General features: G+C 60.4%; 22 protein-coding genes and 1 tRNA gene. All 23 read right to left on the reverse strand.

Annotation, left to right across the window (positions count from 1 at the left end):
- Positions 1-10: 10 nt before the first annotated feature.
- The 23 genes from B0G83_RS33220 to B0G83_RS33330 all read right to left on the reverse strand — a co-directional run bounded on the left by B0G83_RS33220 (position 11) and on the right by B0G83_RS33330 (position 20,603).
- Positions 11-436, reverse strand: coding sequence for a DUF1178 family protein (locus B0G83_RS33220; protein WP_105511572.1), 426 nt, complete (start codon positions 434-436; stop codon positions 11-13).
- A gap of 249 nt (positions 437-685) precedes the next feature.
- Entirely contained in the window at positions 686-1,210 is a 525-nt protein-coding gene (locus tag B0G83_RS33225) for an AlpA family transcriptional regulator (RefSeq protein ID WP_105511573.1), read from the reverse strand.
- Between the two features lie 52 nt (positions 1,211-1,262).
- Positions 1,263-1,508: a hypothetical protein gene (locus B0G83_RS39295; RefSeq protein ID WP_105511574.1), complete on the reverse strand. Its 246-nt coding sequence runs from the start codon at positions 1,506-1,508 to the stop codon at positions 1,263-1,265.
- Positions 1,509-1,832: 324 nt separating this feature from the next.
- Complete coding sequence (locus B0G83_RS33235; protein WP_105511575.1) at positions 1,833-2,420, reverse strand: NUDIX domain-containing protein; 588 nt, start codon at positions 2,418-2,420, stop codon at positions 1,833-1,835.
- 43 nt (positions 2,421-2,463) lie between these two features.
- The gene (locus B0G83_RS33240; RefSeq protein ID WP_007175603.1) at positions 2,464-2,760 is read right to left on the reverse strand and encodes a DUF2818 family protein; all 297 of its coding nucleotides are present in this window, start codon (positions 2,758-2,760) and stop codon (positions 2,464-2,466) included.
- Positions 2,760-4,232 carry an NADH-quinone oxidoreductase subunit NuoN gene (gene nuoN / locus B0G83_RS33245; RefSeq protein WP_105511576.1) on the reverse strand — a complete coding sequence of 491 codons (1,473 nt, stop codon included), beginning with the start codon at positions 4,230-4,232 and terminating at the stop codon, positions 2,760-2,762. Before nuoN ends, B0G83_RS33240 begins: the two co-directional genes overlap by 1 nt.
- A 25-nt stretch (positions 4,233-4,257) precedes the next feature.
- Positions 4,258-5,748, reverse strand: coding sequence for an NADH-quinone oxidoreductase subunit M (locus B0G83_RS33250; RefSeq protein WP_105511577.1), 1,491 nt, complete (start codon positions 5,746-5,748; stop codon positions 4,258-4,260).
- Between the two features lie 14 nt (positions 5,749-5,762).
- Positions 5,763-7,844 carry an NADH-quinone oxidoreductase subunit L gene (gene nuoL / locus B0G83_RS33255; RefSeq protein ID WP_105511578.1) on the reverse strand — a complete coding sequence of 694 codons (2,082 nt, stop codon included), beginning with the start codon at positions 7,842-7,844 and terminating at the stop codon, positions 5,763-5,765.
- Positions 7,845-7,861: 17 nt separating this feature from the next.
- Positions 7,862-8,167, reverse strand: coding sequence for an NADH-quinone oxidoreductase subunit NuoK (gene nuoK, locus B0G83_RS33260; RefSeq protein WP_006052894.1), 306 nt, complete (start codon positions 8,165-8,167; stop codon positions 7,862-7,864).
- 20 nt (positions 8,168-8,187) lie between these two features.
- The gene (locus tag B0G83_RS33265) at positions 8,188-8,889 is read right to left on the reverse strand and encodes an NADH-quinone oxidoreductase subunit J (protein WP_105511579.1); all 702 of its coding nucleotides are present in this window, start codon (positions 8,887-8,889) and stop codon (positions 8,188-8,190) included.
- A 204-nt stretch (positions 8,890-9,093) separates the two neighbouring features.
- The gene (nuoI, locus tag B0G83_RS33270; RefSeq protein WP_007175608.1) at positions 9,094-9,582 is read right to left on the reverse strand and encodes an NADH-quinone oxidoreductase subunit NuoI; all 489 of its coding nucleotides are present in this window, start codon (positions 9,580-9,582) and stop codon (positions 9,094-9,096) included.
- A gap of 15 nt (positions 9,583-9,597) precedes the next feature.
- Complete coding sequence (gene nuoH, locus B0G83_RS33275) at positions 9,598-10,662, reverse strand: NADH-quinone oxidoreductase subunit NuoH (RefSeq protein WP_105511580.1); 1,065 nt, start codon at positions 10,660-10,662, stop codon at positions 9,598-9,600.
- Positions 10,663-12,996, reverse strand: a complete 2,334-nt coding sequence (gene nuoG / locus B0G83_RS33280; RefSeq protein WP_105511581.1) for an NADH-quinone oxidoreductase subunit NuoG — start codon at positions 12,994-12,996, stop codon at positions 10,663-10,665.
- Positions 12,997-13,108: 112 nt separating this feature from the next.
- Positions 13,109-14,437, reverse strand: coding sequence for an NADH-quinone oxidoreductase subunit NuoF (gene nuoF, locus B0G83_RS33285; protein ID WP_105511582.1), 1,329 nt, complete (start codon positions 14,435-14,437; stop codon positions 13,109-13,111).
- Positions 14,434-14,919 (reverse strand): NADH-quinone oxidoreductase subunit NuoE, encoded by a 486-nt coding sequence (gene nuoE, locus B0G83_RS33290; protein WP_105511583.1) that lies wholly within the window; start codon positions 14,917-14,919, stop codon positions 14,434-14,436. Before nuoE ends, nuoF begins: the two co-directional genes overlap by 4 nt.
- Positions 14,920-15,049: 130 nt before the next feature.
- Positions 15,050-16,303 (reverse strand): NADH-quinone oxidoreductase subunit D, encoded by a 1,254-nt coding sequence (locus B0G83_RS33295; protein WP_105511584.1) that lies wholly within the window; start codon positions 16,301-16,303, stop codon positions 15,050-15,052.
- A gap of 9 nt (positions 16,304-16,312) precedes the next feature.
- Complete coding sequence (locus tag B0G83_RS33300) at positions 16,313-16,915, reverse strand: NADH-quinone oxidoreductase subunit C (protein ID WP_105511585.1); 603 nt, start codon at positions 16,913-16,915, stop codon at positions 16,313-16,315.
- 21 nt (positions 16,916-16,936) lie between these two features.
- Positions 16,937-17,416 carry an NADH-quinone oxidoreductase subunit B family protein gene (locus B0G83_RS33305; RefSeq protein WP_006052903.1) on the reverse strand — a complete coding sequence of 160 codons (480 nt, stop codon included), beginning with the start codon at positions 17,414-17,416 and terminating at the stop codon, positions 16,937-16,939.
- Between the two features lie 62 nt (positions 17,417-17,478).
- Positions 17,479-17,838, reverse strand: coding sequence for an NADH-quinone oxidoreductase subunit A (locus tag B0G83_RS33310; protein ID WP_007175615.1), 360 nt, complete (start codon positions 17,836-17,838; stop codon positions 17,479-17,481).
- 162 nt (positions 17,839-18,000) lie between these two features.
- Positions 18,001-18,085 (reverse strand) — tRNA-Leu (locus B0G83_RS33315).
- Between the two features lie 113 nt (positions 18,086-18,198).
- On the reverse strand, positions 18,199-18,576 hold the full coding sequence (secG, locus tag B0G83_RS33320) for a preprotein translocase subunit SecG (RefSeq protein ID WP_105511586.1): 378 nt from the start codon (positions 18,574-18,576) through the stop codon (positions 18,199-18,201).
- An 81-nt stretch (positions 18,577-18,657) separates the two neighbouring features.
- The gene (gene tpiA / locus B0G83_RS33325; protein WP_105511587.1) at positions 18,658-19,440 is read right to left on the reverse strand and encodes a triose-phosphate isomerase; all 783 of its coding nucleotides are present in this window, start codon (positions 19,438-19,440) and stop codon (positions 18,658-18,660) included.
- 146 nt (positions 19,441-19,586) lie between these two features.
- Positions 19,587-20,603: an NAD(P)H-quinone oxidoreductase gene (locus B0G83_RS33330; RefSeq protein ID WP_105511647.1), complete on the reverse strand. Its 1,017-nt coding sequence runs from the start codon at positions 20,601-20,603 to the stop codon at positions 19,587-19,589.
- Positions 20,604-20,804: the final 201 nt, after the last annotated feature.

The following is a 20,804-nucleotide window of genomic DNA, read 5'->3' on the forward strand; positions in this document are numbered from 1 at the left end:
AACCACTGCGCTATTGCAGCGGTTCCTTCAAGGCAGCCGGGACCGGCAGCGGCATCACTTCGATGCCTTCTTCGACCAAGGCTTTCGCGTCTTCGGGTGTCGTGACACCACGAATATTGCGAGCAGGCGCTTCGTTGTAGTGAATGCGCCGTGCTTCCTCGGCGAAGCGGTCGCCCACGTTCTCAGTCTTTTCCAGTACCTCGCGCAACGCACGCATGACACGCGCTTGCATATTATCTGCGACCGCTGGCGCCTTTGCCTCCGTCGCACCCGATAGATTCAGACGGGGGGCCGACGGCAAACGGCTTACTTCGTTCGCACCGCAAATTGGACATTCGACCAGCTTGCGGGACTGCTGCGACTCGAAGTCTTCAGCCGAAGCGAACCAGCCTTCGAACCGATGGCCATGCGGACACTGTAAATCGAGGACCTTCATGTGGAATCAGGGCTTGCGTGCCAGTTTAGCGCAAAACATAAATTTGTGAACGATCGTTCGAAAAACTCTTTCGAACGACACGCCGACGCCTGTTGCTCAAGGCAAATCAAACGCGGTGGGCGATTTTAACGCTTTGTGCAAAGCGATGCCGAAGCGCACCTGCCTGCAAAACGGCATGGCGCACGAGCGTTGAGTCAGCCTTTGGGTTACGTTCGATCAGCACTTTCACACACCCACCCCGACGCAGCGCTACGCCACCAGGCATTCGAGTTGACGACTAAGCCGCGGCTCGAGTTCGCGCGCGCCGTTGGCGAGGTTGATCTGCTTGGCCGACTTCGCAACGTCAAACACGTTCGCCCTAATGTCATAGCCGCCGCGCGCTGTCAGCCACGCCAGGATGTCCGACAGATGCCAGACCGACGCACTGCCTTCATGGACTGGCGGCGGAAAGTCGATTGCGTGACTCAGCATCAGCTTGCGCATGTTCTGTCGCGACACGCCGGCGACCTCGGCGACGTCGGTCAGGCCGACGAAATCTGGGCCTGCCTCGACGAGACGTGCAGACGGCACTGCGCGCTTGACGTCTTCGAGTGCGCTGACGAGCGCGGCGAACGCGGAGGCGCCTTCGCGGGAAAAGAACAACGCCATGCGGCCCGGTTGCCCCACGCCGACCGTGGCGTCGTCGCAACCCGCCTCACCCAGACGCTCGACGATTGCGTCGAGATCGCTGTCTTCAGCAGCGAGCCGATACTTCAAGATGAAAACATATTCCATACGTTACTCCTACCTTCATTCGGCCTGAACGTTCGTTTTGCAGCGCCATGCGCTACCGCTGCGCCGTGCAATTGTCGACAATGCGCCTGAGATGTCTGGCGTGGTTGCCGGGGTTCCTCGGCGTGCTCCAGACACTCGATATACAAAACTCTCCACAGCGACACTCGGCGTCTTTGTAAGGACAGTACATTTTTCCCCACGCGTGCCCTTTACCACCGCTCTGAACACGCCAGCCGTTCGTTTCCGCATACACCAGCGCGGCCTCGATCTCCTTCTTGGAGTGGGTTCCTCGGTTCATCTATACCCTCCAATTTAGTCACTTAAAGCGAGGTTGTCAAGTGACAACTTCACATCATTCGCTCAAACTCCCTTCTCTCAATCTGTTCGTCATCCGAATCAATCTGGGCGATGAACGCGTTTTGGAGAAGGTCAATACTAGAGCGATGAGCGTTGCAGGGCGAGACTGTCGGATAGCATAGGAAAGAGCGGCATTTTTTCAGACAACGGCCAGACGCCCCTTCTCGTCCGGCGTTAAAAAAGCCCCTGCTGGTCATAGACCAGCAGGGGCTTTTGCAGATTCCCTACCGCTGCGCGCTTGTCCACGCGCGCCGGGCTGATTGCGTTACTGCGGCTGCGCGGTGATCGACCAGGCTCCGGACAACACCCTCTCCAGCCAGAACGTGCCGATCACCGTTTTCACGTCGGTGATCTTGCCGGTTCTTACCCACTCCGACACGTCGGCAACGCTTGCGGTGAACAGTTCGAGGAACTCGCCTTCATCGAGCTTGCGCTCGCCCGCGCTCAAACCGCGCGCGAGGTAGATGTCGATGAACTCTGTCGAGTACGAAATGATCGGGTGAATGCGCGTCAGGTAAACAAATTCACGCGCGGTGTAGCCGGTTTCTTCCTGCAACTCGCGTTTTGCGCAAGCGAGCGCGCCTTCATTCGCGTCGAGCTTCCCGGCCGGATATTCGACCATGACCTTGCCCATCGGATAGCGATACTGGCTTTCCAGCAGCACACGGCCGTCGTCGAATAGCGGAATCACCATGACGGCGCCAGGATGCTGAACATATTCACGCGTGGCCTGCTTGCCGTCCGGCAAGCGAACGGTATCGCATTTCAACGTCAGAAACGGCCCTTGATGGATCGTTTTGCTCTCGACACAAGTCTCGGTGAGCGCGGCGTCGTGATTGGGAAGTTCAGCCATATGCGGACCTCGGGACAGCATGGTGCGCGACGGCGAGACGCCGTCAGCGGCGTTTGACGAGATACTGGAAGGTAAAGCCGGGGAAGGCGAACACGACGAACAAGGCGAACGTGATCGCGTAGAACTGCCAACCCTGTTCAAAGCGGTTACCCGCGCGCGCCTCAAGCAGAAAACCCAGCGCGCCGACCACGAAGTACAGCACGATAAGTTCGGCAATCCGGATCCAGGCGCTCTTCTTCGCCGCTTTCAACGGCACGGCGGCGAAGAGGCGCTGATTCAGGAACGGCAGGTTGGCGCCAACCAGCGCCAACAACACGATAAACCAACCCGCAGCCGACATCAGAGCAGCAACGTGTGCTGGATAGCCTGCAGGCAGGCTTTCAACAGCGGGTCCGGCACGATGCCGAGCAGCAACACCACCAGCCCGTTCAGCGCGAGCAGAGCACGCGTGCTGGAATCGGCATGAATCGGTGCAGTGTCTACCGGGTCGTCGAAATACATCAGCTTAACGATACGCAGGTAGTAGAACGCGCCGAACAACGACGTCATCACGGCCAGCACCGTCAGCCAGGTCAGACCGGCGTTCATGGTGGCCTGCAGCACCGCGAGCTTCGCGTAGAAGCCGACTGCGGGCGGAATCCCGGCCAGCGAGAACATCATGACCATCATCACGAACGCGAACACCGGGCTGCGCTGATTCAGGCCCTTGAAGTCTTCCAGCGTATCCGCTTCGAAATCGCGGCGCGCCAGCAGCATGATGACGCCGAACGTGCCCAGCGTGGTGATCAGGTAGACGATGCTGTAGAACATTGCCGAGCCGTACGCGTTGGCGGCGCCGGTGGTCTTGTGGTCGACCACACCGGCCAGCAGACCGAGCAGCACGAAGCCCATGTTCGAGATCGCCGAATACGCGAGCATCCGCTTGACGTTGCGCTGCACGATACCCGTGATGTTGCCGACGATCAGGGACAGCGCCGCCAGAATCACCAGCATCTGCTGCCATTCCACCGCCAGCGGCAACAGGCCCATCACGAGGAAGCGCAGGCCCCACGCAAACGCGGCAACCTTCGGACCGCCGCCGACCATCAGCGTCATCGCCGTCGGTGCGCCCTGATAAACGTCAGGCACCCACATGTGGAACGGCACCGCGCCCATCTTGAACGCCACGCCTGCCACGATAAAGATCACGCCGAACAGCAGCACGCTCGGATCGTAGTGGCTCGTGCCGATCGCCTTGAACACTTCGTTCAGGTCGAGCGAACCGGTCGCGCCGTACAGCATCGAGATGCCGTACAGCAGAAAACCGGAAGCCAACGCGCCGAGCACGTAGTACTTCATCGCTGCTTCGTTCGACGGTGCCGCGTCACGGCGCAACGCGATCGCGCCGTACAGCGACAGCGACATCAGTTCCAGACCGAGATACAGCGTCAGAAAGTTGTTGCCGGAAATCATCACGAGCTGGCCGAGCAACGAGAACATGCCCAACAGGAAGAACTCGCCACGAAACAGGCCGCGATCTTCGAGGTAACGGCGCGAATAGACGATCGACACGGCATAGCCGAGCGTCACCACCGCTTTCATCACGTTGGCGAACGAGTCCACCACGTACATATGGCCGAAGTAGTAGCGCACTTGCGGGTTGAACGCATTCATCGCAAACCAGATGCCGGCGACGAGCGTCGAGAAGAACGCAATGAAGTACGTGGTACGGCGACCGGCCTGGCCGACGAACGTGTCGTTGAGCCACGCGACGACAACGGCGAGCATCACCAGCGCGTCGGGCAACAGAGCAGTCATAGGGGCGTTTTGCATGGTCTTTAAATTCCTCCGCTCGGCGTTACTGAGGCAACGGCAGCTTTGACTGCGCAACGTGGGAGAGGAGGTTTTCCACGGATACGTGCATCACATCGGTAAAGGGCTTCGGATACAGGCCCATGAACAGCGTCAGTGCGGCAAGCACTGCCAGCATGAAAAATTCGCGACGGTTGATGTCGACGAGGCTCTTCACGTGATCGTTGGTGATCGCGCCGAAGTACACACGCTTGTACATCCACAGCGTGTAGCCCGCGCCGAGAATCAGCGTGACTGCCGCGCCGCCCGCGATCCAGAAGTTGTACTGGACGGAGGCCAGAATCACCATGAACTCGCCGACGAAACCGGAGGTGCCCGGCAAGCCACAGTTAGCCATCGAGAACAGCATCACGAACGCGGCGAACTTCGGCATGACGTTGACGACACCGCCGTAATCGGCGATCTGACGCGAGTGCATACGGTCGTACAGCACACCGATACACAGGAACATCGCGCCCGACACGAAACCGTGCGAGATCATCTGCACGATCGCGCCTTCCACGCCGAGCTGGTTGAAGATGAAGAAGCCGAGCGTCACGAAACCCATGTGCGCGATCGACGAATACGCGACCAGTTTCTTCATGTCAGCCTGCACCATCGCCACGAGGCCGATGTAGATCACCGCGATCAGCGACAGCGTGATCACGACCGGTGCGAGGAAATGGCTGGCGTCCGGTGCGATGGGCAGAGAGAAGCGCAGGAAACCGTACGCGCCGAGCTTCAGCATGATCGCGGCCAGCACGACGGAGCCGCCGGTCGGCGCTTCCACGTGGGCGTCAGGCAACCACGTGTGGACCGGCCACATCGGCACCTTCACGGCGAACGCCATGAAGAACGCGATGAATAGCAATACCTGGGGCGTCATGCCGATCTGCGCGTGCTGCCACGTGGCCAGGTCGAACGTGCCGGTCTGGACGTACAGGTAAATCAGCGCCACCAGCATCAGCAGCGAGCCCATCAGCGTGTACAGGAAGAACTTGAACGCCGCGTACACGCGGTTCGCCCCACCCCACACGCCGATGATGATGTACATCGGAATCAGCGTCGCTTCGAAGAACACGTAGAACAGCATGCCGTCAGCCGAGCTGAACACGCCGACCATGATGCCCGACAGGATCAGGAACGCGGCCAGGTACTGCGCGACGTTCTTCGTGATCACTTCCCACGCGGCGATCACGACGATCACCGTAATCAATGCCGTCAACACGACGAACCACATCGAGATGCCGTCGACACCCAGGTGATACGAAATGTTGAAACGCTCGATCCAGTTGGCCTTTTCGACGAACTGCAGATCGGCGGTGCTCGAATCAAAACCCGTGATGAGCGGGATCGTCACGATAAAGCTGACGACCGAGCCGATCAGCGCAACCCAGCGCGCGGGCGCCGGGTTTTTGTCGGAACCGATAGCCAGAACCAGCAGGCCAACGAGGATCGGTAACCAGATTGCGATACTGAGAATCGGATAAGCGTGCATTAGTGTCCCTCGCCTTATTTGCCGCCGAGCGTTACAAACAGGGTCAGGAGCCCCAACATGCCGATAATCATGGCAAACGCGTAGTGGTAGATATAGCCGGATTGGAGGAAGCGGATCACGCTGGCGAACCAGCCGATAAAGCGTGCGCTGCCGTTGACGATACCGTCGATCACCACGACGTCGCCTTCCTTCCAGAGACCCCGGCCGATGGCCACGGCGCCCCGCGCGAACACGACTTCGTTGATCTTGTCCATGTAGTACTTGTTATCGAGCAGCGTGTAGATCGGGCCGAACGCGCGCTTGATGACAGCCGGCAGATCCGGGCGGACGATGTACAGGAACCACGCCACCACGACACCCGCGAGCGCCAGCCAGACCGGCAGACCCGAAACCGAGTGCAGACCCATCGACGCCCAGCCGTGGAATTCTTCGGCCATCTCGGACACCGCCGGATGGTTCGCGCCGATAAAGATCACCTTGTCGAACGCCACGCCGTGCTGGAAGAAGTCGCCGAACAGCATCGGACCGACACCGATCGCGCCGATCACCACCGACGGAATCGCCAGCAGCACCAACGGCAGCCACACCACCCACGGCGTTTCGTGCGGCTCGTGAGCGTGGTCGTCGTGACCGTGCGCGTCATGGCCGTGACCGTGCGCGTCGTGAGCATGAGCGTCATGCGCGTGCGCAGCGGCTTCGATAGCCATCGGCGATTCCGGATGCTTCGGACCGCGGAAGCGCTCCTTGCCGTGGAACACCAGGAAGTACATACGGAACGAGTACAGCGCCGTGACGAACACGCTCGCCACCACCGCGAAGTACGCGAAACCCGAGCCCGGCAGATTCGACAGCTTCACCGCGTCGATGATCGAGTCTTTCGAGTAGAAGCCGGAGAAGAACGGCGTGCCGATCAGCGCCAGCGAACCGACCAGCGACGTGATCCACGTGATCGGCATGTACTTGCGCAGGCCGCCCATGTTGCGGATGTCCTGATCGTGGTGCATGCCGATGATCACCGAACCCGCGCCGAGGAACAGCAGCGCCTTGAAGAACGCGTGCGTCATCAGGTGGAACACGGCGACCGAGTAGGCCGACGCGCCGAGTGCGACCGTCATGTAACCGAGCTGCGACAGCGTGGAATACGCCACCACACGCTTGATGTCGTTCTGGATGATGCCGAGGAAACCCATGAACAACGCGGTAATCGCGCCGATCACCATGACGAACGACAGCGCCGTATCCGACAGTTCGAACAGCGGCGACATGCGCGTCACCATGAAGATACCGGCCGTCACCATGGTTGCCGCGTGAATCAGCGCGGAAATCGGCGTCGGGCCTTCCATCGAATCCGGCAGCCACACGTGCAGCGGGAATTGCGCCGACTTACCCATCGCGCCGATGAACAGGCAGATGCAGGCCACCGTCAGCAGCCCCCAATCCGTACCCGGGAAGCTCAAGGCGGCCAGTTCGGTGCGCTTCGCGAAGACGTCGCCGTAGTTCATCGAACCGGCGAACGCGAACAGCAGACCGATACCCAGCAGAAAGCCGAAGTCGCCGATACGGTTCACGATGAACGCCTTCATGTTCGCGTAGATCGCCGTAGGACGCGTGAAGTAGAAACCGATCAGCAGGTACGACACCAAGCCCACCGCTTCCCAGCCGAAGAACAGCTGCAGGAAGTTGTTGCTCATCACGAGCATCAACATCGAGAACGTGAACAGCGAGATGTACGAGAAGAAGCGCTGGTAGCCGTCGTCGTCGGCCATGTAGCCGATCGTGTAGATGTGCACCATCAGCGACACGAAGGTCACCACGCACATCATCATGGCCGTCAGCGAGTCGACCAGGAAGCCGACTTCGAAATTCGTTTTACCGATCGTCATCCATTGGTAGACGGTCGCGTTGAAGCTCGCGCCGTCCATGACCTGGAAGAACACCACGGCCGACAGGATGAACGAGATCGCGACGCCGAGGATCGTGACCGAATGCGCACCGGCTCGTCCTACCGCTTTTCCGAACAGCCCTGCGATCAGGGAACCGGCCAGCGGTGCCAGCGGGATCGCCAGCAGCAGGTTTTCATTGAGTATCGTGGACATAACCGCTTTTCCTGAAATTAACCTTTGAGCTGATCGAGATCCTCGACATTGATCGTGTCGAGGCTACGGAACAGGGTCACCAGAATTGCGAGGCCGATCGCCGCTTCCGCCGCCGCTACCGTCAGCACGAAGAAAACGAAGATCTGGCCATGCACGTCGCCGAGGTAATGCGAGAACGCGACGAAATTGGTGTTCACCGCCAGCAGCATCAGTTCGATCGCCATCAGGATGATGATCACGTTGCGGCGGTTCAGGAAAATGCCGACGATGCTGATCGCAAACAGGATCGCGCCGAGGACAAGGTAATGGGCAAGGGTCAACATGATTTCTATCTCCTGTCCGCTCAGCTGTTTTTAGCCGCTGCCGAGTCGGCCGCTGTTGCTGCCGCCGCCGCTGCTGCCGCGGCGGCTTCTTCCGCCGCGACGGTTGCCGCGGTCTTCTCCGACTTCATCTTCACGATACGCACACGGTCCTGAGCACGCACCTTGACCTGCTCGCTAACGTTCTGGCGTTTGCTGTCTTTCTTGTGGTTCGTGGTCAGCGCGATCGCCGCGATGATCGCGACCAGCAGCACGAGGCCGGCCACTTCGAACGCGAAGATGTAATCCGTGTAGATCACCTTGCCGATCAGGCGGGTGTTCGACCAGTCGCCCATACCGTTCGCGGCGGCCGTGGTGTCGCGCAGCGCGGTGGCGGTCGCGCCGTAGCCGTGCCACAGGATCAGCGCGGTTTCGATCACGATGATGGCACCCACCAGCGTGGCCATCGGCACGAAGCGTTTGAAGTCTTTACGCAGCACGTCGATATTGATGTCCAGCATCATCACGACGAACAGGAACAGCACCATCACCGCGCCGACGTAGACCAGCACCAGCAGGATCGCAAGGAACTCGGCCTGCAGCAGCATCCAGATCGCGGCTGCGTTGAAGAACGCCAGCACCAGAAACAGTGCGGACGACACCGGGTTGCGCGAGGTGATCACCTTCAGCCCTGAAACCACCAGGAGCAGCGCGAAGATGTAGAACAGTACGGTCGTGAATTCCATGATTACCGGTTCATCGTTAGGCCATCGTCAGGCATTGTTCTTTGGCACGCGGGGTTGGTCGAGCGGGGATTCCGCCAGAACAACCACACAGGTGCGCCGTGCCGCGGCGTTCAAACCGCGGCGCACGGCCCGACAACAGGCCGTTTTGCTCATGCATTTACTGCCGCATTGACTGCTTCAACTGAAAACTGCAAATGAAGCGCTTCAACGATACGGTGCGTCGGCTGCCTTGTTCGCGGCGATCTCTGTTTCGTAACGATCGCCAACGGCCAGCAGCATGTCTTTCGTGAAATACAGATCGCCACGCTTTTCGCCGTGATACTCGAGAATGTGCGTTTCGACGATCGAATCGACCGGGCAGCTCTCTTCGCAGAAACCGCAGAAGATGCACTTGGTCAGGTCGATGTCGTAACGCGTCGTGCGACGCGTATTGTCCGCACGCGTTTCCGATTCAATCGTGATGGCGAGCGCCGGGCACACCGCTTCGCACAGCTTGCAGGCGATGCAGCGCTCTTCGCCGTTTTCATAGCGGCGCAGCGCATGCAGCCCACGGAAACGCGGCGAGATCGGGGTCTTCTCTTCCGGGAACTGCACGGTCACCTTGCGCTGGAACGTATAACGTCCGGTCAGTGCGAGGCCCTTCAGCAGTTCCGTCAGGAAGAAGGTCTTGAAAAAATTTTGGATTGCGGTCATAGGTTCATCCGCCCTTTATTTCCAGATATTCAACGGCGACATGATCCAGAAGCCGACCACCACCAGCCACACCACGCAGACCGGAATAAAGACCTTCCAGCCCAGACGCATGATCTGGTCATAGCGATAGCGCGGGAATGTGGCGCGCGCCCAGATGAACACCGACAACAGCAGGAAAACCTTGAGGACGAGCCAGAAGATGCCCGGGATAAACGACAGGAACCCGAACGGAGCGCTCCAGCCCCCAAGGAACAATGTGGCAGCCAACGCCGAGATCACGATCATGTTGATGTACTCGCCGAGGAAGAACAGCGCGAACGCCATCCCCGAGTAATCAATCATGTGGCCCGCGACGATTTCCGACTCCCCTTCCACCACGTCGAACGGGTGACGGTTCGTTTCGGCGATGCCCGAGATGAAGTACACGACGAACATCGGCAGCAGCGGCAGCCAGTTCCACGACAGGAAGTTCAGGCCGTGCGAAGCAAAGAAGCCGTGTTCCTGCGAATTGACGATGCCCGACAGGTTCAGCGTACCGGCGGTCATCAGCACGACGACGAGCGCGAAGCCCATCGAGATTTCGTACGAGACCATTTGCGCCGCGGCGCGCATCGCGCCGAGGAACGCGTATTTCGAATTCGACGCCCAACCGGCCAGAATCACGCCGTACACGCCGATCGACGAAATCGCCATGGCGTACAGCAGACCCGCGTTGATGTCGCCGAGCACCGCGCCCGCCTGGAACGGAATCACCGCCCAGACCGCGAAAGCCGGCACCACCACCATGATCGGCGCGATCAGGTAGATCCAGCGGCTCGCTTGCGCCGGCTGAATCACTTCTTTCAGCAACAGCTTCAGCACGTCGGCGATCGGCTGCAGCAGACCGGCGGGGCCGACGCGGTTCGGGCCGAGACGCACGTGCATCCAGCCGATCAGCTTACGCTCCCAGAGAATCAGGTAAGCCACGCACAGCAGGATCACGACGGCCACCACCAGGATGCGCACCAGTGCCCACACCGTGGGCCATGCCACACCGAGAAGCTGGGTGCCGCCCGAGTTGATCGTATCGAACAAGCTCATTTACGCCTTCTCCACCAGCAGTTCACCGAACAGGCTGCCCAGCGCCGCACCGGCAGGCGTAGCCGCCGATACGCGGACGACCGTCTCCGCAAGATTCGCGTCGCGCACGGCCGGCAACTGCACCGATTGCTCGCCCTGGCGCACGCGCACTGCGTCACCTTCCTTCAAACCCAGTTTGTCGAACAGCGCGGCCGGCAAACCGACCGAGTTCGCCGCACGCGACGCCGCCGTCAGATGCAGCGATTCAGCACGACGCACCAGTGCGTCGGCGTGATAGATCGGCACGTTCGCGATGCGCTCGAACCGACCTTCCGTTGCCTTGACCGCCTTGCCGCGCGCGACCGTGACACTGGTCTGGTTCGACAGACGCGACGTCAATGCACCGTCGCCGAGCGCTGCCGTGCGAACTTCTTCCGACGTATCGAATTCGAAACCCGGCACGCCCAGCAAGCTGCCCAGCACGCGCAACACCTTCCATGCCGGACGCGTATCGCCGAGCGGACGCACGACACCGTTGAACGACTGCACGGTGCCTTCTGCGTTGACGAACGTACCGGACGTTTCCGTGAACGGCGCGATCGGCAGCAGCACGTCGGCGTATTCAGCGCCCGTCTGGAACGGCGACATCACGACAACCATTTCAGCCTGGTTCAGCGCGGCCAAAGCCTGCGCCGGATTGGCCGCGTCGAACTCGGGTTCGACGTTCAGCAGCAGATAACCCTTGCGCGGTTGCTCAAACACTTCGTGAGCGTTCAGACCGCCCTGACCCGGCAGCGCGTTCACCAGATGCGCGCCGACCGTGTTGGCCGTTTCCGTGAGGAAGCCCAGCGTTGCGCCGGTCGCTTCCGCGATCCATTGCGCCGCGGCGTGAATGACCGCGAAATCCGGATGACGCACCGCCGCGTTGCCCAGCAACACCAGGCGGCTTTCGCCGGTGCTGAGCGACTTCGCGACCTGCTTGTTGGCGTCGGTCGGCTGCATGCCGGCGAAAGCTTCCGGCAACGCCACACCCTTCGCTTCCGACACCGCGCCGGCGATACCCGCCAACGCGTCGAGCCATGCCGACGGCGCGGCGACCACACGTTGCGCTTGCGGAATCAGCGCGTCGTCGTTCGTGGCCTGCACGAGCGTGAGCTTCGCGCCGTTCTTCGCGGCTTGCCGCAGACGCGCGGCGAACAGCGGATGGTCGCGGCGCAGATCCGAGCCGATCACCAGTGCGGCGTCGACATTCGACAGTTCGGCGATGCTCGTGCCGAGCCACGGTGCACCGTTCACCGGTGCCGAGAAATCCGATTGACGCAGACGGAAGTCGACGTTCGGCGTGCCGACCGCTTGCGCCAGTTGCTTCAACAGGAACAGTTCTTCGACCGTGCTGTGCGCGCTGCCAATTGCGGCCAGCGCATCCGCGCCATGGTCGCCCTTGATGCCCTTCAAACCCTTGACCACATAGTCAAGCGCGCTTTGCCAGTCGGTCTCGACCCACTTGCCGCCTTGCTTGAGCATAGGCTGCGTCAAGCGCTCGGGGCTGTTCAGGCCTTCGTACGAGAAGCGGTCCTTGTCCGAAATCCAGCATTCGTTGATGGATTCGTTTTCGAACGGCAGAACGCGCATCACGCGGTTGTTCTTTACTTGCACCACGAGGTTCGCGCCGACGGAATCGTGCGGGCTCACCGACTTGCGGCGCGACAGTTCCCACGTGCGGGCGCTGTAACGGAACGGCTTGCTGGTCAGCGCGCCGACCGGGCAGAGATCGATCATGTTGCCCGACAGTTCGGAATCCACCGTCTTGCCGACAAACGACGTGATTTCCGAATGCTCGCCGCGGCCCAGCATGCCGAGTTCCATCACGCCGGCCACTTCCTGGCCGAAACGAACGCAACGCGTGCAATGAATGCAACGCGACATTTCTTCCATCGAGATCAGCGGGCCGACGTTCTTGTGGAACACCACGCGCTTTTCCTCGCTATAGCGCGATGCCGACTTGCCGTAGCCCACGGCCAGATCCTGCAACTGACATTCGCCACCCTGGTCGCAGATCGGGCAATCGAGCGGGTGGTTGATCAGCAGGAATTCCATCACGGCTTGCTGGCCCTTCACCGCCTTGTCCGACTTGGTGCGCACGATCATGCCGGCCGACACCGGCGTGGCGCATGCGGGCACGGCCTTCGGCATCTTTTCGACATCGACCAGACACATCCGGCAGTTGGCCGCAATCGACAGCTTCTTGTGATAGCAGAAGTGAGGAATGTACGTGTCCACCTTATGCGCAGCCTGGATCACCATGCTGCCTTCAGGCACCTCTACTTTCTTGCCGTCTATTTCAAGTTCAACCATGATGGTCAATCTTCCTTAACCTGTTACCGCTCAATCGTTCGCCCGGTTCACCGCCCGTGTCAGGCGATGAATCCCGCGGATGACGTGTTCTTCTGCGTGCTTGTCTGCTTGCTTAAGCCGCTACGGTTTCCGACGCCGCCGCCGCGCCGGCGTGACCGCCGACGAGGCAATGCTTGTGGGCGACGTGATATTCGAATTCGTCCCAGTAGTGCTTGAGCATGCCGCGAACCGGCATGGCCGCCGCATCGCCGAGCGCGCAAATCGTGCGGCCCATGATGTTTTCAGCGACCGAGTTCAGCAGATCCAGATCTTCCGGACGGCCGAGCCCATGCTCGATACGATGCACCACGCGGTAGAGCCAGCCCGTGCCTTCGCGGCAAGGCGTGCATTGACCGCACGATTCTTCGTAATAGAAGTACGACAGACGCAACAGCGAGCGCACCATGCAACGCGTCTCGTCCATGACGATGACCGCGCCCGAACCGAGCATCGAGCCTTGCTTGGCGATCGAGTCGTAGTCCATGTCGGTCTGCATCATGATGTCGCCCGGGATCACCGGTGCCGACGAACCGCCGGGAATCACGGCCTTGATCTTCTTGCCGCCGCGCATGCCGCCGGCCAGTTCCATCAACGTCGAGAACGGCGTGCCGAGCGGAATTTCATAATTGCCCGGACGTTCGACGTCGCCGGCCACGGAGAAAATCTTCGTGCCGCCGTTATTCGGCTTGCCGATTTCGAGGTAATTCTGCGGACCGACTGCGAGCAGGAACGGCACGGCGGCAAACGTCTCGGTGTTGTTGATCGTGGTCGGCTTGCCGTACACGCCGAAGCTCGCCGGGAACGGCGGCTTGAAGCGCGGTTGGCCTTTCTTGCCTTCCAGCGACTCGAGCAGCGCGGTTTCTTCGCCACAGATATAGGCGCCGTAACCGTGGTGCGCATGCAGTTCGAACGAGAAGCCCGAACCCATGATGTTCTCGCCGAGGAACCCGGCACGGCGAGCCTCTTCCAACGCTGCTTCAAAGCGCTTGTAGGTTTCCCAGATTTCGCCGTGGATGTAGTTGTAGCCGACCGTGATACCCATCGCGTACGCGCCGATGGCCATGCCTTCGATCAGCGAATGCGGATTGAAGCGCAGAATGTCGCGGTCTTTGAACGTGCCCGGTTCGCCTTCGTCCGAATTGCAGACAAGGTATTTCTGGCCGGGAAACTGACGCGGCATGAAGCTCCACTTCAGACCGGTCGGGAAGCCCGCACCGCCACGGCCGCGCAGACCCGACGCCTTGACGTCGGCGATCACCTGCTCAGGCGGAATTTTTTCTTCGAGAATACGGCGCAGCTGGGCGTAACCGCCGCGCGCCACGTAGTCTTCGAGATGCCAGTTATCGCCGTTCAGGCCGGCGAGAATCAGCGGTTTGATGTGACGATCGTGTAAAGACGTCATTTTGAAAGTTCCTCGAGCAGCTGGTCGATCTTCGCGCGGCTCATGAAGCTGCACATGCGATGGTTGTTCACCAGCATCACCGGCGCGTCGCCGCACGAACCCATGCACTCACCCTCTTTCAGGGTGAACTTGCCGTCGGCCGTGGTTTCGCCGAAGTCGATGCCGAGCTTCTGCTTCAGATAGTCCGCCGCGCTGTCCGCACCGCCGTCCGGGCCGAGCTGGCACGGCAGGTTCGTGCAGAGCGTGATCTTGTATTTACCGACCGGCGAGGTCTCGTACATCGTGTAGAAGGTAGCGACCTCCTGCACGGCGACTGCCGGCATGCCGAGATAGTCCGCGACGAACTGCATGAGTTCGGGCGACAGCCAGCCATGCTCTTCCTGAGCAGTAGCCAGCGCCGACATCACGGCGGACTGTTTCTGATCGGCGGGATACTTCGCGATCGCACGATCGATTTCTTTCAGGCCTTCAGCTGAGATCATTTTCAGACACGACTCTTTCAATTCCTACCGAACGAAAACCCGTCGCTCACTCATGCTGCGACAGACCCGGCGTTCCTTTGCTTGACGCGCGCTTCGGTGCAGGCTGAAGACGCGCGGCGATGAATACGTCCTAGCGATCCACTTCGCCGAACACGATGTCCTGCGTACCGATGATCGTCACGGCGTCGGCGATCATGTGACCGCGTGCCATTTCATCGAGCGTGGACAGGTGCGCATAACCCGGCGCGCGAATCTTAAGACGATACGGCTTGTTCGCGCCGTCCGAGATCAGGTAGATACCGAACTCGCCCTTCGGATGTTCGACTGCGGCATACGCCTCGCCTTCCGGCACATGGAAGCCTTCCGTGAAGAGCTTGAAGTGGTGAATCAGTTCTTCCATGTTCGACTTCATGCCGACACGCGAAGGCGGCGCAACCTTGTGATTGTCGACCATCACCGGACCCGGATTCTTGCGCAGCCACTCAATGCACTGTTTCACAATCCGCGTGGATTGGCGCATTTCTTCGACGCGAACCAGATATCGGTCATAACAGTCGCCATTAACGCCGACGGGAATGTCGAAATCGAGCTTGTCGTAGACTTCGTACGGCTGTTTCTTGCGCAAGTCCCACTCGATACCCGAGCCGCGCAACATCGCGCCGGTCATGCCAAGATTCAGCGCACGCTCCGGGCTCACTACGCCGATACCGACCAGACGCTGCTTCCAGATCCGGTTGTCGGTGAGGAGCGTCTCGTATTCGTCGACGCACTTCGGGAAACGCGTAAAGAAATCGTCGATGAAGTCCAGCAGCGAGCCCTGGCGGTTCTCGTTCATCTTCGACAACGCCTTCGCATTGCGAATCTTCGAAGCCTTGTACTGCGGCATGGCTTCCGGCAAATCGCGATACACGCCGCCCGGACGGTAGTACGCCGCGTGCATCCGTGCGCCGGACACTGCTTCGTACACGTCCATCAGATCTTCACGCTCGCGGAACGCATACAGAAACACCGCCATCGCGCCGACGTCGAGTGCGTGGGCGCCAATCCACATCAGGTGGTTCAGCACGCGCGTGACTTCGTCGAACAGCACACGGATATATTGCGCACGGATCGGCACGTCGATGCCGAGCAGCTTTTCGATCGCCATCACGTAGCCGTGCTCGTTGACCATCATCGACACGTAGTCGAGACGGTCCATGTACGGCACGGACTGGATGAAGGTTTTGGTTTCCGCGAGCTTCTCAGTCGCGCGATGCAGCAGACCGATATGCGGATCGGCGCGCTGGATGACTTCGCCGTCGAGCTCGAGCACGAGGCGCAGCACACCGTGCGCTGCCGGATGCTGAGGGCCGAAGTTGAGCGTGTAGTTTTTGATCTCTGCCATGGCGTTCTCTTAGTGTTTCAGACCGCCATAGCGATCTTCGCGGATCACGCGCGGCGTGATTTCCCGCGGCTCGATCGTCACAGGCTGATAGACGACGCGCTTCTCTTCCGGGTCGTAACGCATTTCGACGTAGCCGGAGACAGGGAAATCTTTACGGAACGGGTGACCAATGAAACCGTAGTCGGTCAGGATGCGGCGCAGATCCGGGTGGCCTTCGAAGACGATGCCGTACAGGTCGAAAGCTTCGCGCTCGTACCAGTTGACCGAATTCCAGATGTCGACGACCGAGGGGAGAATCGGCACTTCGTCGTCCGGCGCGAACACGCGCAGACGCAAACGCCAGTTGTTCTGCACCGACAACAAATGCAGAACAGCCGCGAAACGCGGACCGTCGTAAGCACCGTCGGCGTAGGTCTGATAGTCGACGCCGCACAGATCGACGCATTGCTCGAAACCGAGCGAGCGGTCGTCGCGCAGACGGGTTGCCACGCTGAGGTAGTCGCTTGCCTTCACGACGATCGTCAACTCACCGATTGCCTCGGTCGTGCTCAACAGGAGGCCGCTGAAGGCCGCCTCGAGGTTCGCTTTCAGGGTCTCGAGTTTGCTTGCCATATTGTGGGAGAGGCCTTGGCCTTATTGACGGGCGATTGTGTTGGTGCGGCGAATCTTGGCCTGCAACTGGATCACGCCGTACACCAGCGCCTCCGCTGTGGGCGGACACCCCGGCACATAGACGTCGACCGGCACGATCCGGTCACAGCCACGCACTACCGAATACGAGTAGTGGTAATAGCCGCCGCCGTTCGCGCACGAGCCCATCGAGATCACCCAGCGCGGCTCGGCCATCTGGTCGTAGACCTTGCGCAGCGCCGGCGCCATCTTGTTGCACAGCGTGCCGGCGACGATCATCACGTCCGACTGACGCGGACTCGGACGAAACACCACGCCGAAACGGTCAAGGTCATAACGGGCAGCGCCCGCATGCATCATCTCGACCGCGCAACACGCAAGACCGAACGTCATCGGCCACAACGAACCGGTGCGCGTCCAGTTGATCAGTTTGTCAGCCGTGGTGGTGACGAACCCTTCCTTCAAGACCCCTTCGATACTCATTTGCTTTCCACTCCAGACGGGGTGGCAAGCCTGGCCACCCACGCAAACCGGCGATTAATCCATCATTCCCAGTCGAGGCCGCCTTTCTTCCAGATATAGGCGAAGCCCAGCAGGAATTCGAGCAGGAAAATCATCATTGCCATGAAGCCGGGCCAGCCGATGTCGCGCAGGGCGACGCCCCACGGGAACAGGAACGCGGTTTCAAGGTCGAAAATGATGAAGAGAATGGCCACGAGGTAATAGCGCACGTCGAACTTCATGCGCGCATCTTCGAATGCTTCGAAGCCGCACTCGTACGGTGCGTTTTTCTCGGTGTCGGGCTTATTGGGACCGAGGATCTTACCAATGCTGACCAGTGCTACGCCTAAACCGGTGCCCACAATGAGGAACAGCAAGACGGGGAAGTAGGCTGCGAGGTTCAAGACTATCCTCAATCGGTTGGTTCTGAGTGCCGACAGGAGCATAGCACTCCTGCCGCGAAATCACTTCCGAAACGCACAAGCTGCAAGCCCAACGCAAGCCGTGCTCCAGAAACAAAAATGCCAGCCGAAGCGAAGCAAGCGGCTAGCATTTAGATAACATTTTGGTGCCGACGGCGAGACTCGAACTCGCACAGCTTTCGCCACTACCCCCTCAAGATAGCGTGTCTACCAATTTCACCACGTCGGCACTGCATGCAATCCGGGAAAACAACTTGTAAAACCCGCGAATCGCTTCAAGACTCAAATTATAACTGGCTTAAGCGGTTTGTTCAACGCACAAAATGCAGTTTGAACGAAAATTTATTTCGGCACGTCGGTGGCCGGCGTGGACGCAGCCGATGCCGGCAAGACAGCCGAGCCCCCTGCCGGCGCCGATGCCGAGGAAGCGGCAACCGGTGCCGTCGTTGCCGCGCCCAGCACGCCTGCGGAAGGCTTCGCCCGATACGCGCCGAGGTAAGTCAACGTCAACGTGGTGACAAAAAAGACCGCTGCGAGCACCGCGGTTGTACGCGACAAAAAGTTCGCCGAGCCCGTCGCGCCGAACAGACTGCCCGATGCACCGCTACCGAAAGCAGCGCCCATATCGGCGCCTTTGCCGTGTTGCAGCAAGACGAGGCCGATAACCCCGAGTGCCGACAACAGCTGAACGACGATAATCAATGTTTTCAAATACAGCATCACACTCACCTGAGTCTTTATTAACCGAACCACACAAGGTGTGGGGCACGGGAATGGGGCATCCTCGCCGAGGCGCCCTGCTTAGCCAGCGACGCCCACTACAGCCGCAGCCGCCTTGCAGATCGCCAGAAAATCCCGGTCTTTCAACGACGCGCCGCCAATCAGGCCGCCGTCGATATCCGGTTGACGGAACAATTCTTCCGCGTTTTCCGGCTTCACACTGCCGCCGTACAACAGCGGCACATCCGCCACTTCCGCGCCCTTAGCCGCCAGACGCGAACGCAGGAACGCGTGAACTGCCTGCGCCTGCTCCGACGTCGCGCTCTTGCCGGTGCCGATCGCCCAGACCGGCTCATACGCGACAACGATACGCGCCGCGTCTTGCACCGACAGCTTCGCCAGCACTTCGTCCAGTTGCGTGCCGACTACCTGCTCGGTCGCACCGGCCTCGCGCTCTTCGAGGGTTTCGCCAACACAGACGATCGGCGTCAATCCCGCTTCCAGCACGCGCTGCGTTTTTACCGCGACCAGCTCGGCGCTTTCGCGATGATAGGCACGGCGCTCCGAATGCCCGACGATCGCGAGCGAGGCACCGAAATCCACCACCATGGGCGCGGCCACTTCGCCGGTATAGGCGCCATGCGCGAACGCGGACACGTCCTGCACGCCCCACACGATCCGGCTATCGGCCAGTAACGACTGAGCCTGTGCGAGATACGGGGTCGGCACACAGACACCGACTCGCACTTCACCAGGCAATACGCTCGCGCCTTGCGCCACAGCCTGCAACAGCGCCGCATTTTCAGCGAGGCGACCGTGCATTTTCCAGTTACCGACTACCAGCTTGGCTCGTTGTTTCGACATCGTCTCGTCTTATCTTGGCGGCGGACTTCGTTTGCGCTTACAGCCCGCCTTTCGGATTCATGCGGCGTGCGCAAAACGCGCAATTTTACTGCGTGGGGTGGATCGGGTCAAACAGCCTGCGTCAAGGCCGTATCGAGCCGCTCGCCTCAAGCGTCCTGACCCCAGCTCAGCACGATCTTGCCGACGTGAGTACTGCTCTCCATCAGCGTGTGCGCTTCGGCCGCCTGCCCCGCCGGAAACACGCGATGCACCACCGGCTTGATGCGCCCGTCTTCAAGATGCGGCCAGACGTGCTCTTTCAACTGCGCGGCGATCTTCGCCTTGAATTCGATCGGCCGCGGACGCAGCGTCGAACCCGTCACGGTCAGCCGACGGCGCAGTACCTCGTTCAGATTCAACTCCGCTTTCGCGCCGCCCAGCAATGCGATCAGCACGATCCGGCCGCCTTCGGCCAGCGCAGCCAGCTCACGCGGCACGTAACTGCCCGCCACCATGTCGAGCACCACGTCGACGCCGCGGTCGTTGGTGAGCGACTTGATGACTTCGACGAAATCCTCGGTTTTGTAGTTGATCGCCCGCTCGGCACCCAGCGCCTCGCACGCACGGCACTTTTCGTCCGAGCCGGCGGTCGCGAACACGCGAAAACCGAGCGCATGCGCAATCTGGATCGCCGTCACGCCGATCCCGCTCGAACCGCCCTGCACCAGCAGCGTCTCATTCGGCGCGCCTTCGCCCTTGCCGAGTTGCGCACGGTCGAACACATTGGTCCATACCGTGAAGAAGGTCTCCGGCAACGAAGCCGCCTCGATATCCGACAACCCCTGCGGCACCGGCAAGCACTGCAGCAGCGGCGCGGCCGCATATTCGGCGTAGCCGCCGCCGGCCAGCAGCGCGCAGACGCGATCGCCGATCTTCAGACCGAACGGATTGTTCTTCTCGTCGATCGTGCCGCCGACGATCTCGCCCGCGACCTCAAGCCCCGGCAGATCCGACGCGCCCGGCGGCGGCGCATAGCCGCCCTTGCGTTGAAACACATCCGGACGGTTGACCCCGGAAGCCGCCACCTTGATCAGCACCTCGCCCGCTTTAGGCTGCGGCACAGGCCGCTCGGCGAGCTTAAGGACATCCGGCGCACCGAATTCGGTGATTTCGATCGCTTTCATCTGCGTCAACTCCAAGATTGGATTGCGTTGCACACTCACGCCGCACACCTGTTGCACACTCATTGCACACCGCTCAGAACGCGAACCGCCTGACTCGCGACGAAGCGCTCCGAGCAAACAGAGTACCCGTTTGTACTCGTTCGCATACGTTCGCAACGCAATCCACCCTGCACCCTTCATGAAAAACGGCCGGCGCGCATT

It is taken from the genome of Paraburkholderia sp. BL21I4N1, from assembly GCF_002973525.1.
Taxonomy (GTDB): domain Bacteria; phylum Pseudomonadota; class Gammaproteobacteria; order Burkholderiales; family Burkholderiaceae; genus Paraburkholderia.